Source organism: Micromonospora sp. NPDC049275, from assembly GCF_043197115.1.
GTDB lineage: Bacteria > Actinomycetota > Actinomycetes > Mycobacteriales > Micromonosporaceae > Micromonospora.
In genome coordinates, this window is the sequence record NZ_JBICSN010000017.1 from 1 (window position 1) to 16,058 (window position 16,058).

Here is a 16,058-nt window from a genome sequence, read left to right on the forward strand (position 1 = left end):
CCACCAGATACGACAAACTCGCCGTGCGCTACGAAGCCACCCTCACCATCGCCGCCATCAACCAATGGCTTCGTGCCCTACGAAACACGGCCTAGCGGTCAGCCAGGACGGTCAGGCCGACAGCGGATTCGTCCTCGGCTACCGGGCCGGCGTGGGTTGGGTCTTCGGCAGGAAACGCACCGACAGCGCGGCCGACACGGTCCCGTCCGACGTCGCCGCGTACCGCGCGCCCCCGCAGCTCGGCGTGTGGCTCCACCTCGCCGGAGTGTACGACCACGACCGGCGCCAATTGTCCCTCTACCTCAACGGCCGACTGGCCGCCACGGCCGGCCACGAGGCCACCTGGGACGCCCGTGGATCCTTCGTCCTGGGCCGGGGTCGACTCGGCGGCCGGGACGTGTACTGGCCCGGCGCCCTCGACGAGGTGCACGCCGTCGGCGTCGCCGCCGGCGCCGACCAGATCCGGGAGTGGATGGCCAGCGACGTCCCGTACGGGTCGCGGGCCACCTGGGATCTGGACGACAACGCGGTTGGCGCCACCCGCAGGGACGCCACCGGCAACGGGCACACCCTCTTCGTCGCATCCGGCGTGAGCAGCAAGGCCGGCAAACGGGGAAGCGCCCTGGCGTTCCCCGGTACCGCCGGCGCGGCCGCCTGGACCGCCGGGCCGGTCGCCCGGACCAACAAGGGCTTCACCATCGCGGCCTGGGTCAAGCTCGACCGGCTGGATCGCCCGGCCACCGCCGTCAGCCAGGACGGCGAGACCGCCAGCGGGTTCAGCCTGGGCTATGACGCCACGTCGCAACGGTGGGAATTCGCCATGAGCAAGGAGGACGGCCCGACCCGGCCCGGCGGCAGCACAGTCGTCCGGTCGGCCCAGTCGCCGGTGGCGGGAACCTGGACCCACCTGGCCGCCACCTACGACGACCTCAAACGCGAGGTCAAGCTGTACGTCAACGGCGAACTCGCCGACACCGTCGCACACACCAGCACCTGGACCGCCACCGGACCGGCCGTCCTCGGCCGCGCCATGGTTGCGGGCGGACCTGTCAACTGGTTGCCGGGCGCGGTCGACGAGGTGCACATCGTCGACCGGACCTCGGCGCCCGAGGAGATTCGGGGCCTGTTGGACGCGACCATCCTGGGGCCCGGCGCCTGGTGGTCGCTGAATGCCGGCACCGGCGTCAACGCCTCAGACGACTCCGGCAACGGTTTCCCACTCGCTCTCGTTGGCGGTGCGAGCTGGACGACCGGGCGCTGCGCCAACGCGCTCCAGTTGGACGGGCACACGGGTGGGGCCACCGCGCCCGGTCCGGTCCTGCGCACCGACCAGAGCTTCACCGTCGCGGCCTGGGTCCGCCTCGACCGCCTCGGTGGGGACTTCGCCGCCATGAGTCAGGACGGCTTGCTCGCCAGCAGCTTCTATCTCGGTTACAACGTGAAGCTCAACAAGTGGTGGTTCATCCTGCCCACCGCCGACTCGGCGAACCCCGACGACGTCGTCGCGTTCTCGACCGGCCCGGCCCGGTCGGGAGTCTGGACCCACCTGGCCGGCGTCTACGACGCGACCGCACACGAGATGCGGCTCTACGTCGACGGCGTGCCGTCGACGGCGACGGCGGTCAGCGCCACCTGGGACGCCGTCGGCATGACCAGGATCGGCGCGGCCCAGTGGAACGGGGACCTGGTGGACCGCTGGCCGGGGCTGATCGACGACGCACGGGCTCTCGGGCGCGCTTCCAGCCAGGCAGACGTCCAGGCCATGATGGCGGGCTGCCCGGGCGGCTGATCCGCGCGGTGGCGGATCCGCGGCGTCCCTGGTCACCGACCGCCGGATCTCCTGCTGGAGTACGGCTGATTCATCGCAGTAATCCTTAACTGGGTCGATACTCTCCTTGAAAGGATTGATCACTCTCCCAATCATCTCTAGCATCGGTGTCCATGACGCTTGGTGACCCGGCTGGACGCCCCCGAGATCTCGCCGAACAGAGGGCGCTCTGGCGCAAGCAGGCCAGCGCGATCCCGGGACTGCTCGGTGGTAAGGCGGTTTGGCTCCCGCTGGTGCTCGAGCTCGTCAAGCAGGTTGGCGAGGGTCACGCGATCGGCCTCGACACAAAACCTGAGTTGTCGTTCGACATCGAGAGCGTGGAACGACGCCAAGGTGGCGCAGCTCCGAGACTGGAGGCCGCTACGTGGCGTGACTACTACGGTTTCCTTCGCGGGCTGCAGCTCGTCGAGAACACCGTTGACGAGCTTCGCCTGACCGCGACCGGGTTGCAGCTCCAGTCCGATCGGACGCCTGCGCGTCTGGCCGCGATCATGGCTGATCGCATCAGGCTGTTCGCGGAGGTCCTGTCGCTGATCGCCGTGGAACCGCTCACCATCGACGAGGTCGATGAGCGTATCCGGGCGCGTTACAGGCAGTCCTGGAAGAGCAAGGGAAACACCCGCATCCGGATGGACTGGCAGGAGGTACTCGGCCTGATCGAGGCAGTTGGCAACCGGCGGTGGGGCATTACGTCGGCTGGGCGTGCCGTTCTCGTGGGTCGTGTGCTGGTGGGGCCGGAGATTTTCGATGAAGCGCCTGTGAGCCTGGCAGATATCCCTGAGGCTCCGGCCGAGATTGCTGCAATTCTGGAGGAGTTCTCGACGTCGGCCCGCACGCACGATTCGCGCAACACCTACAACATCTGGGTTCCGAGCCCGCCGTCGAATCCGAACAAGGTCGAGAATCTCAGAACCATCGTGAACGCGGCTCTGGGGAGGATCGAGCGGAGAGAGCTTTTCTCGTTCATCAGCGAGACGTTCGACCTGAGGAGCAGCAGCGTGGAGTCCATGCTGCCGTTCCTGCGGGCGTCGGGGCTTCTCGTCGAGGTCGGCCGGGGGGTTTTCGAGGCCACGTCGGCGGCCAGAGCCTGGGTCGAGTCGGGCGAAGACTTAAACTTCATACGGATCCTGCACGCGAACATGAGGTTCGTCGGTGAAATGATCCGTGCGGTCGAAAACGACGTCACCCGAAACGACATGTACTCCGAAGCTGCGAACTTCGGCTTGAATGTCGACAAGTGCCGGTGGATCGCCAGCTTCCTGCTCAACACAGGCCTGATAGAAGAGCCACGCTACGGGAGTCTCCGGGCCACGCGGCGGGGGAGCGCGCTGGCCGCCGAGTTGCCTTTGTCCGACATGCCGAGCGCTCCACAGGAGCGTTCAACTCAGACCCAGGACGCTCGCCGAGCACCGGAAGAGACCCAGCCGCTTCAGGTGGAGCAGGAACTGGTCCGCCTCTCCAGGGACCCCTTGGCCGGAGGCGAAGGGGGCGGCCGGGCCTTCGAAAAAGCCATCTGTGACGCCTTCCTCGTTATGGGCTTCGAGGCCCGGACGATCGGCGGATCCGGCGACACGGACATCCTTGTCCGGTGGCGCAACGCCGACGGCTCACAGTCGACGGCGATCATCGAAGCGAAGGCGCGCTCGTCCGGCCATGTCACCCACACCGACGTCAGCGATGTGGCGATCGAGACCCACAGAGGGCGCCATCATGCCAGTTTCATCGCGATCGTCGGCCCCGGTTTCAGCGGTGACACCATAAAGAACATGGCTGCGCAGAAGAAGTGGGTGCTGCTGGACGCCGATCGGTTGGGAACGCTCGCGGAGGCCTCGATCGCCTTGGGGCTCCGGCCGTACGAGATAGGGCAGTTGTTCCTCGTTCCGAATGGCCTCTCGGATCTCGACGACCTGATCGCGGACCGCCGGCGGGAGCTGGACGTCGTGTCGTTCCTGCTCACCAAGCTCCTCGAGGAGGAGAGCGAGGCGGGCGAGGCGATCTCCGCCCGAGACATTTCCCGAGACGGGCGCAGAACGGAACTCCGCCCGAGCGTCGAAGAGATCGTCAATGCGGTCGACATCATGTCAGGCTTGCACGTCGGCGCCCTGCGGCTGGTCGACGCGGCCGACGATCCGAAGTTCGCCACCTACGTTCTCGGTGATGCTCCAGCGGGAGCCAGGCGTCTCCGTGCACTGGCCGACGCCATCGACCGCCGACCCAGCGAAGCCCGGTAGGGCCTGCTGCGCCCACAAGTTCGACCAGCAACGCCCCGAGTACACATCATTGGAACGCTTCCATCGTGATCGTGCTGTCAGGTGGGCGTCTGGGCCCGGAGAGCGATGGAAGCGAGGGTCCGGCCCGTAGCAGCGGGTGAAGGGGATAAATGGCTTGCACAGGCGCCGGGCTGAGAGTTTGACTGCTCGCCATGCCTTTCCCCTCACCGATCTTCGTCGCGGGTACGGGTCGTTCGGGAACGTCACGGATCGCCGACATCATCGGCGAACATCCGCTGATCCATCGGATTCCCATGGAGACCAAGTTCCTCATCGACCCGGGCGGCCTGCGGGACCTGGCCGACGCGCTCACCGATCGATACGACCCCACCGTCGGTGAGGACGCCCTGCACCGGCTGAGCGACTTCCTCACGGTACGAGTGCCCGGCCGGCGCGACGATCGCGGCAAGACCGTTCCCGAGCTGGTCGGCGAGCGGCGCTACCGGGACGCGGTGCAACGGCTCTGGCCGCAGTTGATCGCGTACACATACGACGAACCCGCGCCCGCGGAAGGCTTCGGGAACGCCGACCGGCCTGCCGGGCCGTTCGAGCCGCTGAGCCGCAGGCGGGTAGTCCCCAGGTATTTCAGCGACCGGGGCGAACTGCTCGGAATCTTGCGGGGCCTGATCGACACCATGTTCGGCGGAGCAGCCGCCGACGCGGGCAAGCCGACCTGGTGCGAGAAGACACCGTTCAACCTGCTGTACATGGAGTTCCTCTGGGAACTGGTTCCCGAAGCGTCCATCGTGCACATCAAGCGTCACCCGGTCTCAGTGCTCGCATCCCACCTGGCCCAGCCATGGGCACCGCCCACCGTCGACGGCGCGCTCGCCTACCTCAAGCCGGTCTACCACCGATGGCTGACCTGGAAGAACACGGTCGACCTGACAGGCAGGCGATACATCGAGGTGAAAGCAGAAGATCTCGCAGCCGACTGGCCCGGGCAGCGCCGCGCCCTGTTCGAACGGCTCGACGTCGACGACTTCGCCACCCCCTTCGGCGTTCCAGTCGCACAAGCTGGCGAACCGCAACAGCCAATTCGACGACGAAACCCGCGAGTTCATCGAAGAAGCACTCGGCAAGGTCATCCCGGCCATGGGCTATGAGTGACGGCTCTGGCCCTCCACCTTGACGACGCCGCGTCGCGCCCCTCGAACGCCCGGTAGAGCTGCTTCAGCCGAACCGCATCGCAGACCACGCGTTCCGAACTTTCCGGCCGTCCTTTGAGCCCGCGCCTATGGACGGGTGCACGTAAGTCGGCAGGCCCCGAAGGATAAGGCCGATTCCCGACGGCCCCGCGTTCACTCTCCTGCCGCGAGGCGTCCGGCGAGCAGCGTCGCCCGTACAACCGGCCTGCCGGCCGTTGATCTGCAGACGCCCAGCGGAAGACCCAGTGGAATGATGAGGTCCGGCCGGGGTCGAGCCATCGTCACCGTCTCCGCAGGAAGGCGTAGACGATCTTGTTGGAGGCGAATTCCGAGATGTTGACGAGGTCCCAGCCGAACTGGCCCAGGACCTCGGCGGCAGCAACCGCCTCGCTGACCTTGTCGCCGCCGAGGCCGTGATGGGAGACCACGGCCAGCAGGCGATAGGGGTACGTCCGAAGGTCGGCTTGGCCCTGCAGGACCGCTCGGGCGGTGACCATGCGGGTCCGGGTGATGTGCTCCGGGGTGTCTGCGGCGGTCATGTCCGGCACCATAGTGGCTCGTCGCTCGGGCAGTCGGTGAGCTCAGCAGCCGGTATGTTCGAGACGTGTCCGCGTCCGCCGGGGTTTCTCGCCTTGTCGTGGCGCTCGTCGCGGTGTTCGCCGCTGCCGCCTGTGATGGCGCCTCGGTTCCTGCGAGCGCGCCGACCGCCGGGCCGGCCACGAGCAGCGTTGCCTCCACCGCGCCCACCGCCTCGGTCGGCCCCGTCTACCGCGCGCAGGATCTGGAGCTGTGCAGGCGTACTGATCTTCGGCCGTTGGCGGAGTTGTCCCTGACGGTGGCACGTACCGATCCGAAGCCACCTCTCGGGCAGCCGGGTGCGGCGTGTCTGTTCGAGATGCGGACGAAGGACGGGCATGAGGCGACCCTGCGGGTGGAGGCTTCCACGCCGGCCAACGCGGAGGAGGCTCGGCTGCTCTATCGGTCTACGGGACGGGTGACGGTGATGACTCCCGTCGGCGGCATCTCCGGTGTGGGCGACGAGGCCGAAGCGTTTACCAGGCGCTCCGAGCCCGGCTTCAAGTACGCCGAGTACATGGTCCACGCCCGCACGGGCAACCTGGTGGTGAAGGTCTGGTTGGCCATTGGTGGTGCTTCGTACGCCGCCACGGAAACGCTCGCGTCGAAGGCGCTGACGTTCCTCAGGGCGACGCTGGCGGTCGTACCCGCTGAGTGATGCACCCGTCGGTCATCCTCGGACGGCCTCCGGCCACCGCCCACCGGGTAGCTTCGAGTGGTCGCCGACCTGCGTGGCGATGTCCCGGATGTTGCCCAGCGCGTCGACGAAGCGTTGGCCGATGGTGAGCAGAGTGTCCAGGCCGGCGGCGACCAGGTCTCCGACCGACTCGGCGAGGGTGGAGATGGCCCACGGTAGGGCGACGATCGACCCCCCTTCACTCGCTGCCTGCACCAGCTTGCCGACCAGCCCCGTGACGATCTTCGCGAGTTCGACGGCGTAGTCGACGTTCGCCTTGGCGATCGTGAACAGCCACTGGCTGATGAACTCCGACTTGACGACCGCCTCGTCGACTGCGGCCTTCTGCTTGAGCGCCTTGGTGTTGTAGGCACTCGCCGCGTCACCGGTCCACTTGGGCAGGTTCTCGTTCGCCGGATCGGTGGTGGCCGACGAAAGCTCGGAGATCGGTGTCTTCACGTCGTTGACCCAGCGGAAGCTGACCTCGATCAGCGAGAGCACCGGCAGTTGACGCTCCAAGGACTGTTCGACACGGTCGAGGACGGCGTTCAGTGCCGCTTGGGTGGTTTCCAGGCTCTGCTTGATCCACAGGAGCGCCGCCGGCCCGAGGAGCCACTTCCACTCCTGCACCTTCTCGACGATCTCGTTGAAACTGGCGATCGCCGTGTCGATGCCGGAGCGGATGTAGTCGAACGCCTTGTTGAACGGCTCCCCGTATTCAAGATCAGTGGTACCTGGCATGGGTGCTCCCTGGCCTTTCCGAACGCCGCCCGACGAGTCGCTAGGCCTTGTAGATCTTGTTGAGGTCCAGTGAGACGACCTCGTCGGCTCGGTCGTACTCGTCGGCGATGCGCCGCAGGGCCGTGCCGACCTGCTCAAATTCGGTCACCGCGCCATTCAGGACGGCGACCATGAAGGCGTGGAAGTCGTTGTACGCCAGCGAGTGAATGAGGACGTTCGCGTCACCGATGAAGAAGGCCGAGGGGTCGAGATGCAGCTGCTCCGCAGCGACCTTGACGGTGGCGACCCGGTCCGACAACGTCAGCCACTTGCCTCCCTCATCACGCAGCGAGTCGGTGATGACATTCAGGGCAACCATCTCACTACCTCACGATCCAGGCCGTCCGGCGCCGGCCAGCTCGAACGCGCGGAAGAGGGAACGGGCTTCGAATTGCAGCTGACCCGCGTCTGCCCGTGCGATCCGCCTGACGTCTCCGGCGATGCCGGTGATGCCGCCTCCGCGGATGCGCAACGTCAGACAGCCGTTGGGGCTCGACATGCTCGACTCGTCGGACCGTCTGGCCACGCGAGTTGCAGCGTCCAACTCCGCGTCCAGGTCATGCAGCGTCCGCCAGGTGTCGCGCAGCCAGGTGTGCTCGTCGACGTCCCGCTCAGAGGCCCTGTTTAACGGATCCTGTTCCGGCGACGCAGGACCACCCTCCCGCTCCTCCGCCTGCAGACGGAGGAGCGCCGCCAGTTCGAGGGCAGCCTGCACGCCGGCGACGTACGCCTCGAAGAGCGCACCGGCGAACCCGCCGGGGCCGAGCCGGCCGCGCCAGTCGCGAGCGATCGCGACAGCTGAAACCTCTCGCTTGGTGTCGACCACCACACGGACGGCGCCGGTGTGGTCCGCCCCGGAGCACTCCCCGGGACGCAGCTCATGTCCCGTCTCGCGCAGCGCACGGTCGGCCTGCTCGCGCAGGGCGGAGTCGTCACCCAGGAAGTCCAGACTCGCCAGTTTGCGGCGTTCATGTCTGCCGTCCTGCTGCATTCGGCCCCCGGCTTCCTACTCGGTCAACGCTTTCCGTGATGTGCCCGCCACGGTGAGGTAGGACCACGGTACGTGAATGACCATGATCCGGGGGCCCCGGGCACTGGGCTGGTCGTCTCGGCCCGGCGAGCACATGGCCGCGGCGGACATGCCCGGAGGGCTGCTGACAGAGGACATCGATCCACTCAGGTTCTCGGCCTCGGACCGTGGACCCGCTGGAGGCACCGATCTCCGCGAAAGAGCCGGCCGCACCCGTTGGCGATGCTCCTCAGGGCCAAGCGCTCAGTGCAGGAGTTCGGCGAGGCAGTGACAATCCAGGCGTTCGTCCGTGCTTCCAGTTGCTACGTTGGCGGCATGGCGCGCTCTTTGAACGTCGCTTACCTGTTGACTCTTCTGACTCTCGTGGTCGTCGGTCTGGTGTGGGACGCCCCCACAGGCGTCAAGGTTCTGGTGGGAGGTGCGGCCATGATCCCGGTTGTGGTGGCCGACGTCGTGCTCTGGCGCCGTGGACGGGCAGTTCGCGTGGCGGATACCGCGAGGTGATGATGGGTCTTTCAGGCCGGGAGTGCCCCGACTGCGGTCGCAGTGTCCGCGAGCCGTTCGAGACGACCATCACCGGCCGGGAGGTCTGCCCGGACTGCGCGAACGCCCTGTTCATGGGCTCCGCCGCAGGCGCGATCACCGGGAACGTCGGGTCCGGGTACGGAGTCTGGGCGATGCTCATGCGCAAGATCCGACGCTCCGGCTGAACGCACAGAGGTGTGCCCGGCGGCCGTCAGACCCCGAGGATCTCGCGAGCGCGGTGGCGCTTGCTGCAGCGGATGATCTCGCGTTTGGTCCTGCCTTCGGCGGTGCGCCGGACCGCGTTTGCGCGGGTGCGTTCGTCGCAGCTGAGCCGGCCCAACGCCAGGACGTAGAGGGCGCGGCTGGTGAGTCGGATACCGCCGCGGTTGAGCCGGTGTCGGTTGGTCATGCCCGATGAGACCGGAGTCGGCGCGACGCCACACAGGTGCGCGAACGCTGACTCGTGGTGCGGCCGCTCGGGTTGTCGCCGGCCGCGACCAGCAGCCGGCCGGCGGCGTCTGCTCCAACGTTCTTGATCGCCATGAACTGCGGCACCGCTTGGTGGACGAGCTGTTCGACCTCGCTGTCGAGCGTGGTGATCTCTGTCGTGGGCTGCTGGTATCGGGTGGCGAGGGACTTGAGTGCCAGCTTGGTCGAGGGAGCCATGATCGGTCGGATCCTGCGCCTCAACCTGCTGGTGATCTTGTCAGCGTCGCATCGGTGACGTTGGCCTGTCACGCCACATCGTGGACGGAACCATGAGGGTTCGTGACCAGGCGGCGCAGGGCGGCGATGGTCGCACAGATACGGTCGGTCAGCAGTTCGTCGGCCCAGACGATGTCGTCGGCGAAGCTGGTGGCACCGAGGCGGTTGTCACGTGCGGCGAGTTCCTCAAGACCGGGAATCGTCTCGACCGCCTGTAGCTCCAGGATCGTTGCCAGGCCGTACCGGCCGGCGTAGTCGGTGACGCCGTGGACCAGCGGCTCGGTCAGGTCCACGGACGGTACGCCAAGCCGAACAAGGGCACGGGACGCCGCCACTCGGCTCCACCGATCGCCCAGCCGGTTGCGCAGCAGCAGATCGAGATCGGTCAGAGCGTCGCGGTGGGCGGGGGCCAGGTCTGCAACGAGCTCCGCGGCGGCGCGAGCCGGGGTGTGCCCACCGGCAAGTACCGCGCGCACGGTCGTCAGGACGGGCTGTACACCGTCGATGGCGGCGACCATCCGAGCAGCGAGGATCTGGGCCTCCCGCTGCGGGTGCGTCCTGGCCGCCGCGCCGGTGAGCTGACCGCGAGCTGCGGGCAGTACCGGGCGCAGCTCGTCGCCCAACTCGTCGACAAACGTCTGCGGGCCGGGCCGCAGACGCCGCTCCCCGGACAGGGCAGCGTCGAGGATGTCGAGGAGCGGCTGCACGTCGCCGGAGATTCGTCGAATGGCCAGGGCCGCCGCCTGATCGTCGGCCTGAGTGGCCCGTGCGAGTAGGTGCGGCACAGCGGCGACGTCGTCGTGTCCGATCTCCAGGAGCGCCCACGCCACCTGCGGTCCCTCGTACGGCAGGGCGGCAAGCAGCTCCGGCACCGCCTCCGTCGCGCGCCACGTGCCGAGCACCCCGGCCAGCACATCGGCACGGGCGGGTTCGTCGGCTAGGCGCTGGCGGACCGCAGCCAGCACCGCAGGCTCGAAGCGGGCGCCGTCGAGCAACCGCTGCGCAGGGTGCCCTGCGGCTGCCGCCGCACACACCGGTTCGATCCAGCGGGGGTCACCGAGCCGGGCGAGGGCACCGACCGCTCGGTACTCGGCGGTGAACCCGGGCGCCCCGGCCTCCCGCGCGAAGCCGGCGGCGACACTCGCCAACAGGTCCGCGAACCGCCCTGCAGCCTTTCCCGCCCGGCTGAGCGTGTCGAGAGCACGGTTCCGCACACCGGGATCCGGGTCGTGCAACGCGGTAGCGACCATCGGAGCGATCTGCGGCGGTGCCGAACGGCTGGCGTCGCACCGTGCCGATGCTGCCCACAGTCCAAGCTCCCGGGTCTTCGGCTTGCGGGCCCGCAACAGGCGGTTGAGCAGATCCACCGCGACCGGTGCCGGCGGCGCCACCATCAGCTCGTCGGACCAGTCACCGCCGTGCACCCAGCAGTAGGTAACCGAAGCGCCATCGTCGATCGCTGCGACCACCGCGGCGATCGCACCGTCCGGCCAAGGTAACCCGGCCCGGAGCAGCGCCACCGCTGCGGCCACCCGTACCAGCGGCGCTGCACGTAGGACCAGGTCGGCCAGCACCGGCTCGGCGGCGGCCGGATCGATGAGGCCCAGCGCCAGAGCGAGTGACGCCTGAACCGGCTCACTGGTCTCCGCCCACCATGTCTGCCAGAGCGGTTCGGGGATTGTCCCGGCCTGAGCCGCCGCGTAGGCCGCAGCCTCGCGTACCTCCTGATCGCCGTCCTCAAGCAGCGCCAAGAGCGCCGGCAGTTGCCCGACGACTGCCGCACGCACATCGGGGAAGTCGTCGCCGTACGCGTGCTGTGGGTCGGCCAGTTGTCCGAGCATCCAGGCAAGGTCGGCCCGGCCGTGAGGCGCGGCCAGCGCCAGCTCGGCCAGGAAAGGTACGGCGGCCACTGTCGCGAGGTAGACGGTGCCCTGGTGGAAGATGCTGCCGTTCAGCTCCGAGACTGCCTCCTGAGCGGCTTCTTCGTCCGGCGAGGCCGCCTGCCGTAACAGGTTCGGCGTGTCGAGAGCCTCCCCGTACGCGTGGCTCAACTCATTCCAGCTGACCTCGTCCAGTCCCTCCAGCACGGCCGCAGCTTACGTCCCCGATCGACGCTACCGAGAGACCCGTCGTCTACCCGCTCGGCCCGGCATCCGGTGCACTCGAGTCGACGAGAACGGTGCCAGCCGTCAGGGCGCGACGCGTCCGCTGAGAGATGCGGACGATGGGCGGACGGCGTCTCGATCAGTCTGACGGTGGTCAGCCTGGCGACGGGCGTATGACGGCGGCTTGGGTGTGCAGGGCCAGCCCTTCCGCGGTTGGCAAGGCCCGCGTAACCCGGACCGCGGACCTGGTCGCGTTCAGGATGCCGAGAGGCTGGCAAGGACTGCATCGCGTTCGTGCTTGCGATGCACGTGCTGTGACACCTCACAGCGCTGCCGCATCGCGTTGAGGTATTCGGTCATCCGGACGCTGTCGCTGTGCAGCGGATAAGCGTCACGGTGGGCCGAAATCGTCGCGCTGAGTCGCCGGCGGGCCGCAATGCAGTGGCCGGTCTCGTAGAGCATCAACGCGTGGCTCGCCCTGGCGGCAAGCGTGCTGAGCGCCTGGTCGCCATGCACTGCGACGGACGTGTCCGCGAGCTCGTGATAGAGCGGGCAAGCGAGGTGGTACTGGCCGGCGTGTCGGTAGCTGGAAGCGAGCACTCGAAGGGCTGCCAACGTCGGTGCGGAGTGGGTGCCATGCATCGACTGGGATGCCCGTAGGCCGAACTCCGCCCAGCGTGTCGCGGCACGGGGACGACCGCACCGCACGGCCAGTTCGGCGAGCAGGACGGCTCCCTCCGCTTCGGTCGGACGAATCTGGACGGAATCGGGGTCTACCGTGGCGAGCGCGTCTCCGAGAACGTGGAGAGCCTTCCCGAGGCTGCCACTGGCCACCAGTTCCCGAGCGTGCCGCACTTGCGAAGAGAGTTGGACCCCCGGCTGTCTGCGGATGGCCGGGTGGTGGCGCCACTGCACCCACAGGTCCGACATGTTCAGCCCGATGCGGATCGACGCGACCACCTCGGGCAGCAACAGCGCTGCGGTGGCCACGTGCCGCGTCGGCAGGAGCTTTGGCGCTCGGGCCCGGATTGCCTGTACGACGGTGAGGGTTGTCGCGACGGCAACGAGGGGAGACGAGCGGCAGGATTCCTGACAGCTGTAGAGCGCTTTCGTCTGCGACCAGAACAGCACCATCGACGTTCCGCAGAGACCGCAGACTAGCAATCTCGTGGGTAGTAGTTGCAGTGGCATACCTGGGCCCGAGCCGACAACCTCGGCGGCCATTGCGTCCCATCTCTCGTCCGGCAATGGTTTCCTCTCTGGCCGCAGCTGGGACGCCCACGGCTGGTGTGGCCGTTCTCGGACGTTCGTAGCCCCCCGTGCTCTGCAGAGGGGTCGGGGGCGACCAGTTCAACGCGTCGCGGACGGTGTTGGTTCAGGCGGGATCGCCCCTCTGCCGGCGCAGCGAACACCGGGGCCCGGCTCAAGGCTGTCTGAACCTCGCGGCGTCGCCGGCCGTTGAGTCGCAGCAGGTCGAACCCCTTGGTTCCGGAAGCCAAGCCTGCTCGAACACTTCGGCACGCGAGTGGTGGCCACACTGACACCACTGTGAACTGTGAGGACGTGAATGGCTACTGTAAGTAACGGAGGAGGTCGTCTCCCCGAAGACCTGAACAGCCGCGGACCGTTTGATCGAGAACGGGTTGTGCAGGTGTCACCCCAGTCCGCCTCGGCAGGCAGGACGCCGCCAGGCGGCGGCGAGGTGTGGGACGGACGACAGCAGAATGACCACGCGAACCGAGCCGGGGAAAACGCGGAACCGCGACGTCACAGGCGTCCTGGCCGCCGTCGGGGCACATTGACGGCCTTTCTCGCTGTCGTGTTGGTGGGCGTCACCGCTGCCGTGTCGGCCAACCACGCCGGGATCATTGGCGGCCTTCCCTTCGGCCTGTCGTGCACAGCGAAGGCTGAGTTCTTGCGTGTTGTCGTGGCGCCAGACATCGCACCAGTCGTTGGTGCCGCGATCGAGGACGTCAACAGCGGCGGCTCAGCCTGCGACCGGGTCCAGCTGGTGGTGGAGGAATCCGCAGTCACCGCGCAGAAGGGCCTGCCTCAGGGCCTCCAGATCTGGATACCGTCTTCGAGCCGCTGGTTGGACGGTGCCGACCCGGATCGACGCGCCTACCCGATCCACGACGAATCCCTGGCGCACTCACCGGTGATTCTGGCCGTGCCCGGCAGGGCCGAGGCCACCCCCTGGGCCCGCTCCGGGTTCTCCTGGGAGACGCTGCTGGCCAATGTCACGGGAAAGCCGATCAAGGTCAGCATGCCCGACCCGAGTCGGGACACCGTCGGCCTGCTGTCATTTCTGGCGGTACAGGCCGCAGTTGCGACACCCGAGACCGACGCGGGCGTGGCGCAGCTCAAGGCCCTCGCGCTGCGGGGCAGACTGTACGACGCAAGCACATCGGCCGACACGTTGCTGAGCAGAGTTGCCGCCCTGCCCTCGGGTGCGCAAGCGCTGGCCGATCTTGGTGTGTTCCCCGTCCTTGAGCAGCAGCTCTGGCGATACCAACACACCGTCGGACGTGCCGAGGTGCAGAGCCTCTATCCCACCGGCATCACGGTCGAGGCCAACTACCCGGTGGCCGTAGCGGCACAATCTTCCGCCACGGTGACGCAACGTCGGCTGTTGACCAGATTCATTGGCGAACTTCGCTCGGTTGAGACCAGCAACGCTCTTCTCGCCGCCGGCTTCCGTCCCAATGGTTATGGGGGGCCGTCATCGCTGCGGTCCGTTCCGCCGGGTCTGCCGGTGAGGATCGCGGAGCCGACAGCTATCCACCTGCCGGACCTTGACCTGCGGCAAGCAGTGACCGAGTGGGCCCGCTATCAGCCGGAACTGTTTCAAGTCCTCGTGATCATCGACCGCTCCGGCTCGATGGCGGCTCCGGTCGACGTGGGGCGGGGCCGGACCGAGACGAAGGCATCCCTCCTCCGGTCATTCGGTGCCGTGGCTGCGCAAACGTTCACCGATGACACCGACCTGGGCCTGTGGTTCTTCGGCATGCCAGCCCCCGGAAGCCCACCCACGGAGGCTGCGGTCCCGGTAGGACCCCTCACGGCCGCCGTCGGCGGCGAGACGCGTCGCGCGCTTTTCGCGCGAAAGATTGCGACATACATGCCGGCCGCGAAGAGTGGAACGCCTCTGTACAAGGCGTTGCTCGACGCCACCAACTACATGCGACCGAAGGCAAGGCCGGATCGCCGAACGATCCTCGTCCTCCTGACCGACGGCCGAAATGACGACTCCACGTTTGCCATCGACAAGAAATCGCTGATCGCGCATCTGAAGCAGAGCAAGCCGCAGGTGCCGGTCTTCTCCATCGGTGTCGGCGCGGGCGCAGATATGGAAACACTGCGCTCGGTGGCGGCAGCCACCGGCGGTCAAGCCGAATCCGCCCAGGATCCGAAGGATCTTGCCTCTGCCATGGCGCGCATCTTCCTGGCCGTGGCGCTGCCTGCGAGATAGCGGGAGTGGGCCACCAAAGGATCCCCTACCTCGGCGTACCTCCACGTTCTGTGTCAGTGGCGTCACTTCCATGATGAGAGCTGCACACCGCTCGTCGGTGTGCAGCCTCGACGCGTGACGGTGAGCCAGGCAGGCGGCACGACGCCCGCTTCGGCCCGTCGCCGGTCGGGTGCCCCCGTGGCGCGGTGGATGCGGCCGGGTGCTGGACGCTGCTGCGAGCCCTCGGCTGCAACTCGACGCGCCCCACGAGGGCAGAGCGTCCCACCGTGGTCTGCTGATCTTGGACAGTGCCAGCTTCCGGCAACATCTTGAAACAACCACTGAACTTTTTGTTTCCGGATCCGTTGTGACAGGCATGACTGTTGCTGCGGGGCGTTCTGCGTCGTCCCGTGGCGTTCCTGCCGACGAGATCCTCCGTGGTGTCGTGCCTGTTTGTCGTCTCGCCGCCGCCCCCCGCCGTGGTGGTGCGCGCGCCCAAGCGGCGGTTGCGGTGTTGGTGGCGATGCCGCGGCGGCGCGGTGGTCTCCAACGGGTGTGCGGCCAGGCTGATTGGCTCAGGAGAGGGGCTCCGTGACCATCATCGGTGTTGACTCGCGGTTCAATCCGGACGGTCTGCGGCCGGTGATGGCATTGCTGACCGATGCGGCGAAGGGCGCCAAGTCGGCGGTTGACGAGTTCATGGACCAGGCGCATGTCCGTTGCGAGGCGGACAAGCAGATCATGGAGTTGGTGGGCACGGTCAGTACCGCTACCGCGAATCTCGCGGTCCTCACGGCGGGCCTCACGAACCCGACCCATGAGGGGGTACAGAGTGCCGCCGAATTTTTCGCGCGAGCGGAAGCTGATGCCCAAATGATGGCCGGGCGCAACAGAAGTCATCCCTGACGTTCGTACGTTCTCGCCTCTTCGGAGTGGCGTGCGGGTTCGTTATTGCAGTGGGAGC

The 16,058-nt window shown here is 67.4% G+C and carries 16 protein-coding genes; 8 read left to right on the forward strand and 8 right to left on the reverse strand.

Annotated elements, in window-relative coordinates; genetic code table 11:
- Positions 1 to 64 precede the first annotated feature (64 nt).
- The 3 genes from ACGFIE_RS30345 to ACGFIE_RS30355 all read left to right on the forward strand — a co-directional run bounded on the left by ACGFIE_RS30345 (position 65) and on the right by ACGFIE_RS30355 (position 5,204).
- A complete protein-coding gene (locus ACGFIE_RS30345; RefSeq protein WP_393301052.1) occupies positions 65 to 1,789 on the forward strand; it encodes a LamG-like jellyroll fold domain-containing protein in 1,725 nt (574 codons plus the stop codon).
- Between the two features lie 152 nt (positions 1,790 to 1,941).
- Complete coding sequence (locus ACGFIE_RS30350; RefSeq protein WP_393301055.1) at positions 1,942 to 4,059, forward strand: restriction endonuclease; 2,118 nt, start codon at positions 1,942 to 1,944, stop codon at positions 4,057 to 4,059.
- 191 nt (positions 4,060 to 4,250) lie between these two features.
- Positions 4,251 to 5,204, forward strand: a complete 954-nt coding sequence (locus tag ACGFIE_RS30355; protein WP_393301058.1) for a sulfotransferase family protein — start codon at positions 4,251 to 4,253, stop codon at positions 5,202 to 5,204.
- Between the two features lie 323 nt (positions 5,205 to 5,527).
- Here the strand turns inward: ACGFIE_RS30355 and ACGFIE_RS30360 are convergent, their stop codons facing one another.
- Positions 5,528 to 5,785 (reverse strand): transcriptional regulator, encoded by a 258-nt coding sequence (locus tag ACGFIE_RS30360; protein ID WP_393301061.1) that lies wholly within the window; start codon positions 5,783 to 5,785, stop codon positions 5,528 to 5,530.
- Positions 5,786 to 5,850: 65 nt separating this feature from the next.
- Here ACGFIE_RS30360 and ACGFIE_RS30365 point away from each other — a divergent pair, with 65 nt between their 5' ends.
- A complete protein-coding gene (locus ACGFIE_RS30365; RefSeq protein WP_393301064.1) occupies positions 5,851 to 6,480 on the forward strand; it encodes a hypothetical protein in 630 nt (209 codons plus the stop codon).
- A 12-nt stretch (positions 6,481 to 6,492) separates the two neighbouring features.
- On the opposite strand, the gene ACGFIE_RS30370 is transcribed toward ACGFIE_RS30365, so the two are convergent.
- The 3 genes from ACGFIE_RS30370 to ACGFIE_RS30380 are packed head-to-tail and all read right to left on the reverse strand — an operon-like array spanning position 6,493 to position 8,269.
- A complete protein-coding gene (locus tag ACGFIE_RS30370; protein WP_393301067.1) occupies positions 6,493 to 7,239 on the reverse strand; it encodes a hypothetical protein in 747 nt (248 codons plus the stop codon).
- Between the two features lie 40 nt (positions 7,240 to 7,279).
- Complete coding sequence (locus ACGFIE_RS30375; RefSeq protein ID WP_393301069.1) at positions 7,280 to 7,597, reverse strand: hypothetical protein; 318 nt, start codon at positions 7,595 to 7,597, stop codon at positions 7,280 to 7,282.
- A gap of 9 nt (positions 7,598 to 7,606) precedes the next feature.
- On the reverse strand, positions 7,607 to 8,269 hold the full coding sequence (locus tag ACGFIE_RS30380; RefSeq protein ID WP_393301072.1) for a hypothetical protein: 663 nt from the start codon (positions 8,267 to 8,269) through the stop codon (positions 7,607 to 7,609).
- 261 nt (positions 8,270 to 8,530) lie between these two features.
- Between ACGFIE_RS30380 and ACGFIE_RS30385 the strand changes: the two genes are divergently transcribed.
- Positions 8,531 to 8,812 (forward strand): hypothetical protein, encoded by a 282-nt coding sequence (locus ACGFIE_RS30385; protein ID WP_393301075.1) that lies wholly within the window; start codon positions 8,531 to 8,533, stop codon positions 8,810 to 8,812.
- Positions 8,812 to 9,018, forward strand: a complete 207-nt coding sequence (locus ACGFIE_RS30390) for a hypothetical protein (RefSeq protein WP_393301078.1) — start codon at positions 8,812 to 8,814, stop codon at positions 9,016 to 9,018. The genes ACGFIE_RS30385 and ACGFIE_RS30390 overlap by 1 nt, the downstream gene beginning before the upstream one ends.
- A gap of 26 nt (positions 9,019 to 9,044) precedes the next feature.
- Here the strand turns inward: ACGFIE_RS30390 and ACGFIE_RS30395 are convergent, their stop codons facing one another.
- The 4 genes from ACGFIE_RS30395 to ACGFIE_RS30410 all read right to left on the reverse strand — a co-directional run bounded on the left by ACGFIE_RS30395 (position 9,045) and on the right by ACGFIE_RS30410 (position 12,777).
- Positions 9,045 to 9,278 (reverse strand): transposase, encoded by a 234-nt coding sequence (locus tag ACGFIE_RS30395; protein ID WP_393301275.1) that lies wholly within the window; start codon positions 9,276 to 9,278, stop codon positions 9,045 to 9,047.
- Entirely contained in the window at positions 9,239 to 9,499 is a 261-nt protein-coding gene (locus tag ACGFIE_RS30400) for a hypothetical protein (RefSeq protein WP_393301080.1), read from the reverse strand. Before ACGFIE_RS30400 ends, ACGFIE_RS30395 begins: the two co-directional genes overlap by 40 nt.
- A gap of 68 nt (positions 9,500 to 9,567) precedes the next feature.
- Entirely contained in the window at positions 9,568 to 11,625 is a 2,058-nt protein-coding gene (locus tag ACGFIE_RS30405) for a hypothetical protein (protein WP_393301083.1), read from the reverse strand.
- Between the two features lie 273 nt (positions 11,626 to 11,898).
- Positions 11,899 to 12,777 (reverse strand): hypothetical protein, encoded by an 879-nt coding sequence (locus tag ACGFIE_RS30410; RefSeq protein ID WP_393301086.1) that lies wholly within the window; start codon positions 12,775 to 12,777, stop codon positions 11,899 to 11,901.
- Between the two features lie 691 nt (positions 12,778 to 13,468).
- On the opposite strand from ACGFIE_RS30410, the gene ACGFIE_RS30415 reads away from it, so the two are divergent.
- Both ACGFIE_RS30415 and ACGFIE_RS30420 read left to right on the forward strand, forming a co-directional pair.
- Positions 13,469 to 15,115, forward strand: coding sequence for a VWA domain-containing protein (locus tag ACGFIE_RS30415; RefSeq protein ID WP_393301089.1), 1,647 nt, complete (start codon positions 13,469 to 13,471; stop codon positions 15,113 to 15,115).
- A 570-nt stretch (positions 15,116 to 15,685) separates the two neighbouring features.
- Entirely contained in the window at positions 15,686 to 16,000 is a 315-nt protein-coding gene (locus tag ACGFIE_RS30420) for a hypothetical protein (RefSeq protein WP_393301092.1), read from the forward strand.
- Positions 16,001 to 16,058: the final 58 nt, after the last annotated feature.

Excerpts from the sequence above, each read along its gene's own strand:
- ACGFIE_RS30350 (WP_393301055.1), top strand. The coding sequence starts at position 1,942 with ATGACGCTTGGTGACCCGGCTGGACGCCCCCGAGATCTCGCCGAACAG.
- ACGFIE_RS30400 (WP_393301080.1), bottom strand. The coding sequence starts at position 9,499 with ATGGCTCCCTCGACCAAGCTGGCACTCAAGTCCCTCGCCACCCGATAC.
- ACGFIE_RS30345 (WP_393301052.1), top strand. The coding sequence starts at position 65 with ATGGCTTCGTGCCCTACGAAACACGGCCTAGCGGTCAGCCAGGACGGT.
- ACGFIE_RS30385 (WP_393301075.1), top strand. The coding sequence starts at position 8,531 with ATGCTCCTCAGGGCCAAGCGCTCAGTGCAGGAGTTCGGCGAGGCAGTG.
- ACGFIE_RS30375 (WP_393301069.1), bottom strand. The coding sequence starts at position 7,597 with ATGGTTGCCCTGAATGTCATCACCGACTCGCTGCGTGATGAGGGAGGC.
- ACGFIE_RS30380 (WP_393301072.1), bottom strand. The coding sequence starts at position 8,269 with ATGCAGCAGGACGGCAGACATGAACGCCGCAAACTGGCGAGTCTGGAC.
- ACGFIE_RS30390 (WP_393301078.1), top strand. The coding sequence starts at position 8,812 with ATGATGGGTCTTTCAGGCCGGGAGTGCCCCGACTGCGGTCGCAGTGTC.
- ACGFIE_RS30355 (WP_393301058.1), top strand. The coding sequence starts at position 4,251 with ATGCCTTTCCCCTCACCGATCTTCGTCGCGGGTACGGGTCGTTCGGGA.
- ACGFIE_RS30410 (WP_393301086.1), bottom strand. The coding sequence starts at position 12,777 with ATGGTGCTGTTCTGGTCGCAGACGAAAGCGCTCTACAGCTGTCAGGAA.
- ACGFIE_RS30360 (WP_393301061.1), bottom strand. The coding sequence starts at position 5,785 with ATGACCGCCGCAGACACCCCGGAGCACATCACCCGGACCCGCATGGTC.
- ACGFIE_RS30370 (WP_393301067.1), bottom strand. The coding sequence starts at position 7,239 with ATGCCAGGTACCACTGATCTTGAATACGGGGAGCCGTTCAACAAGGCG.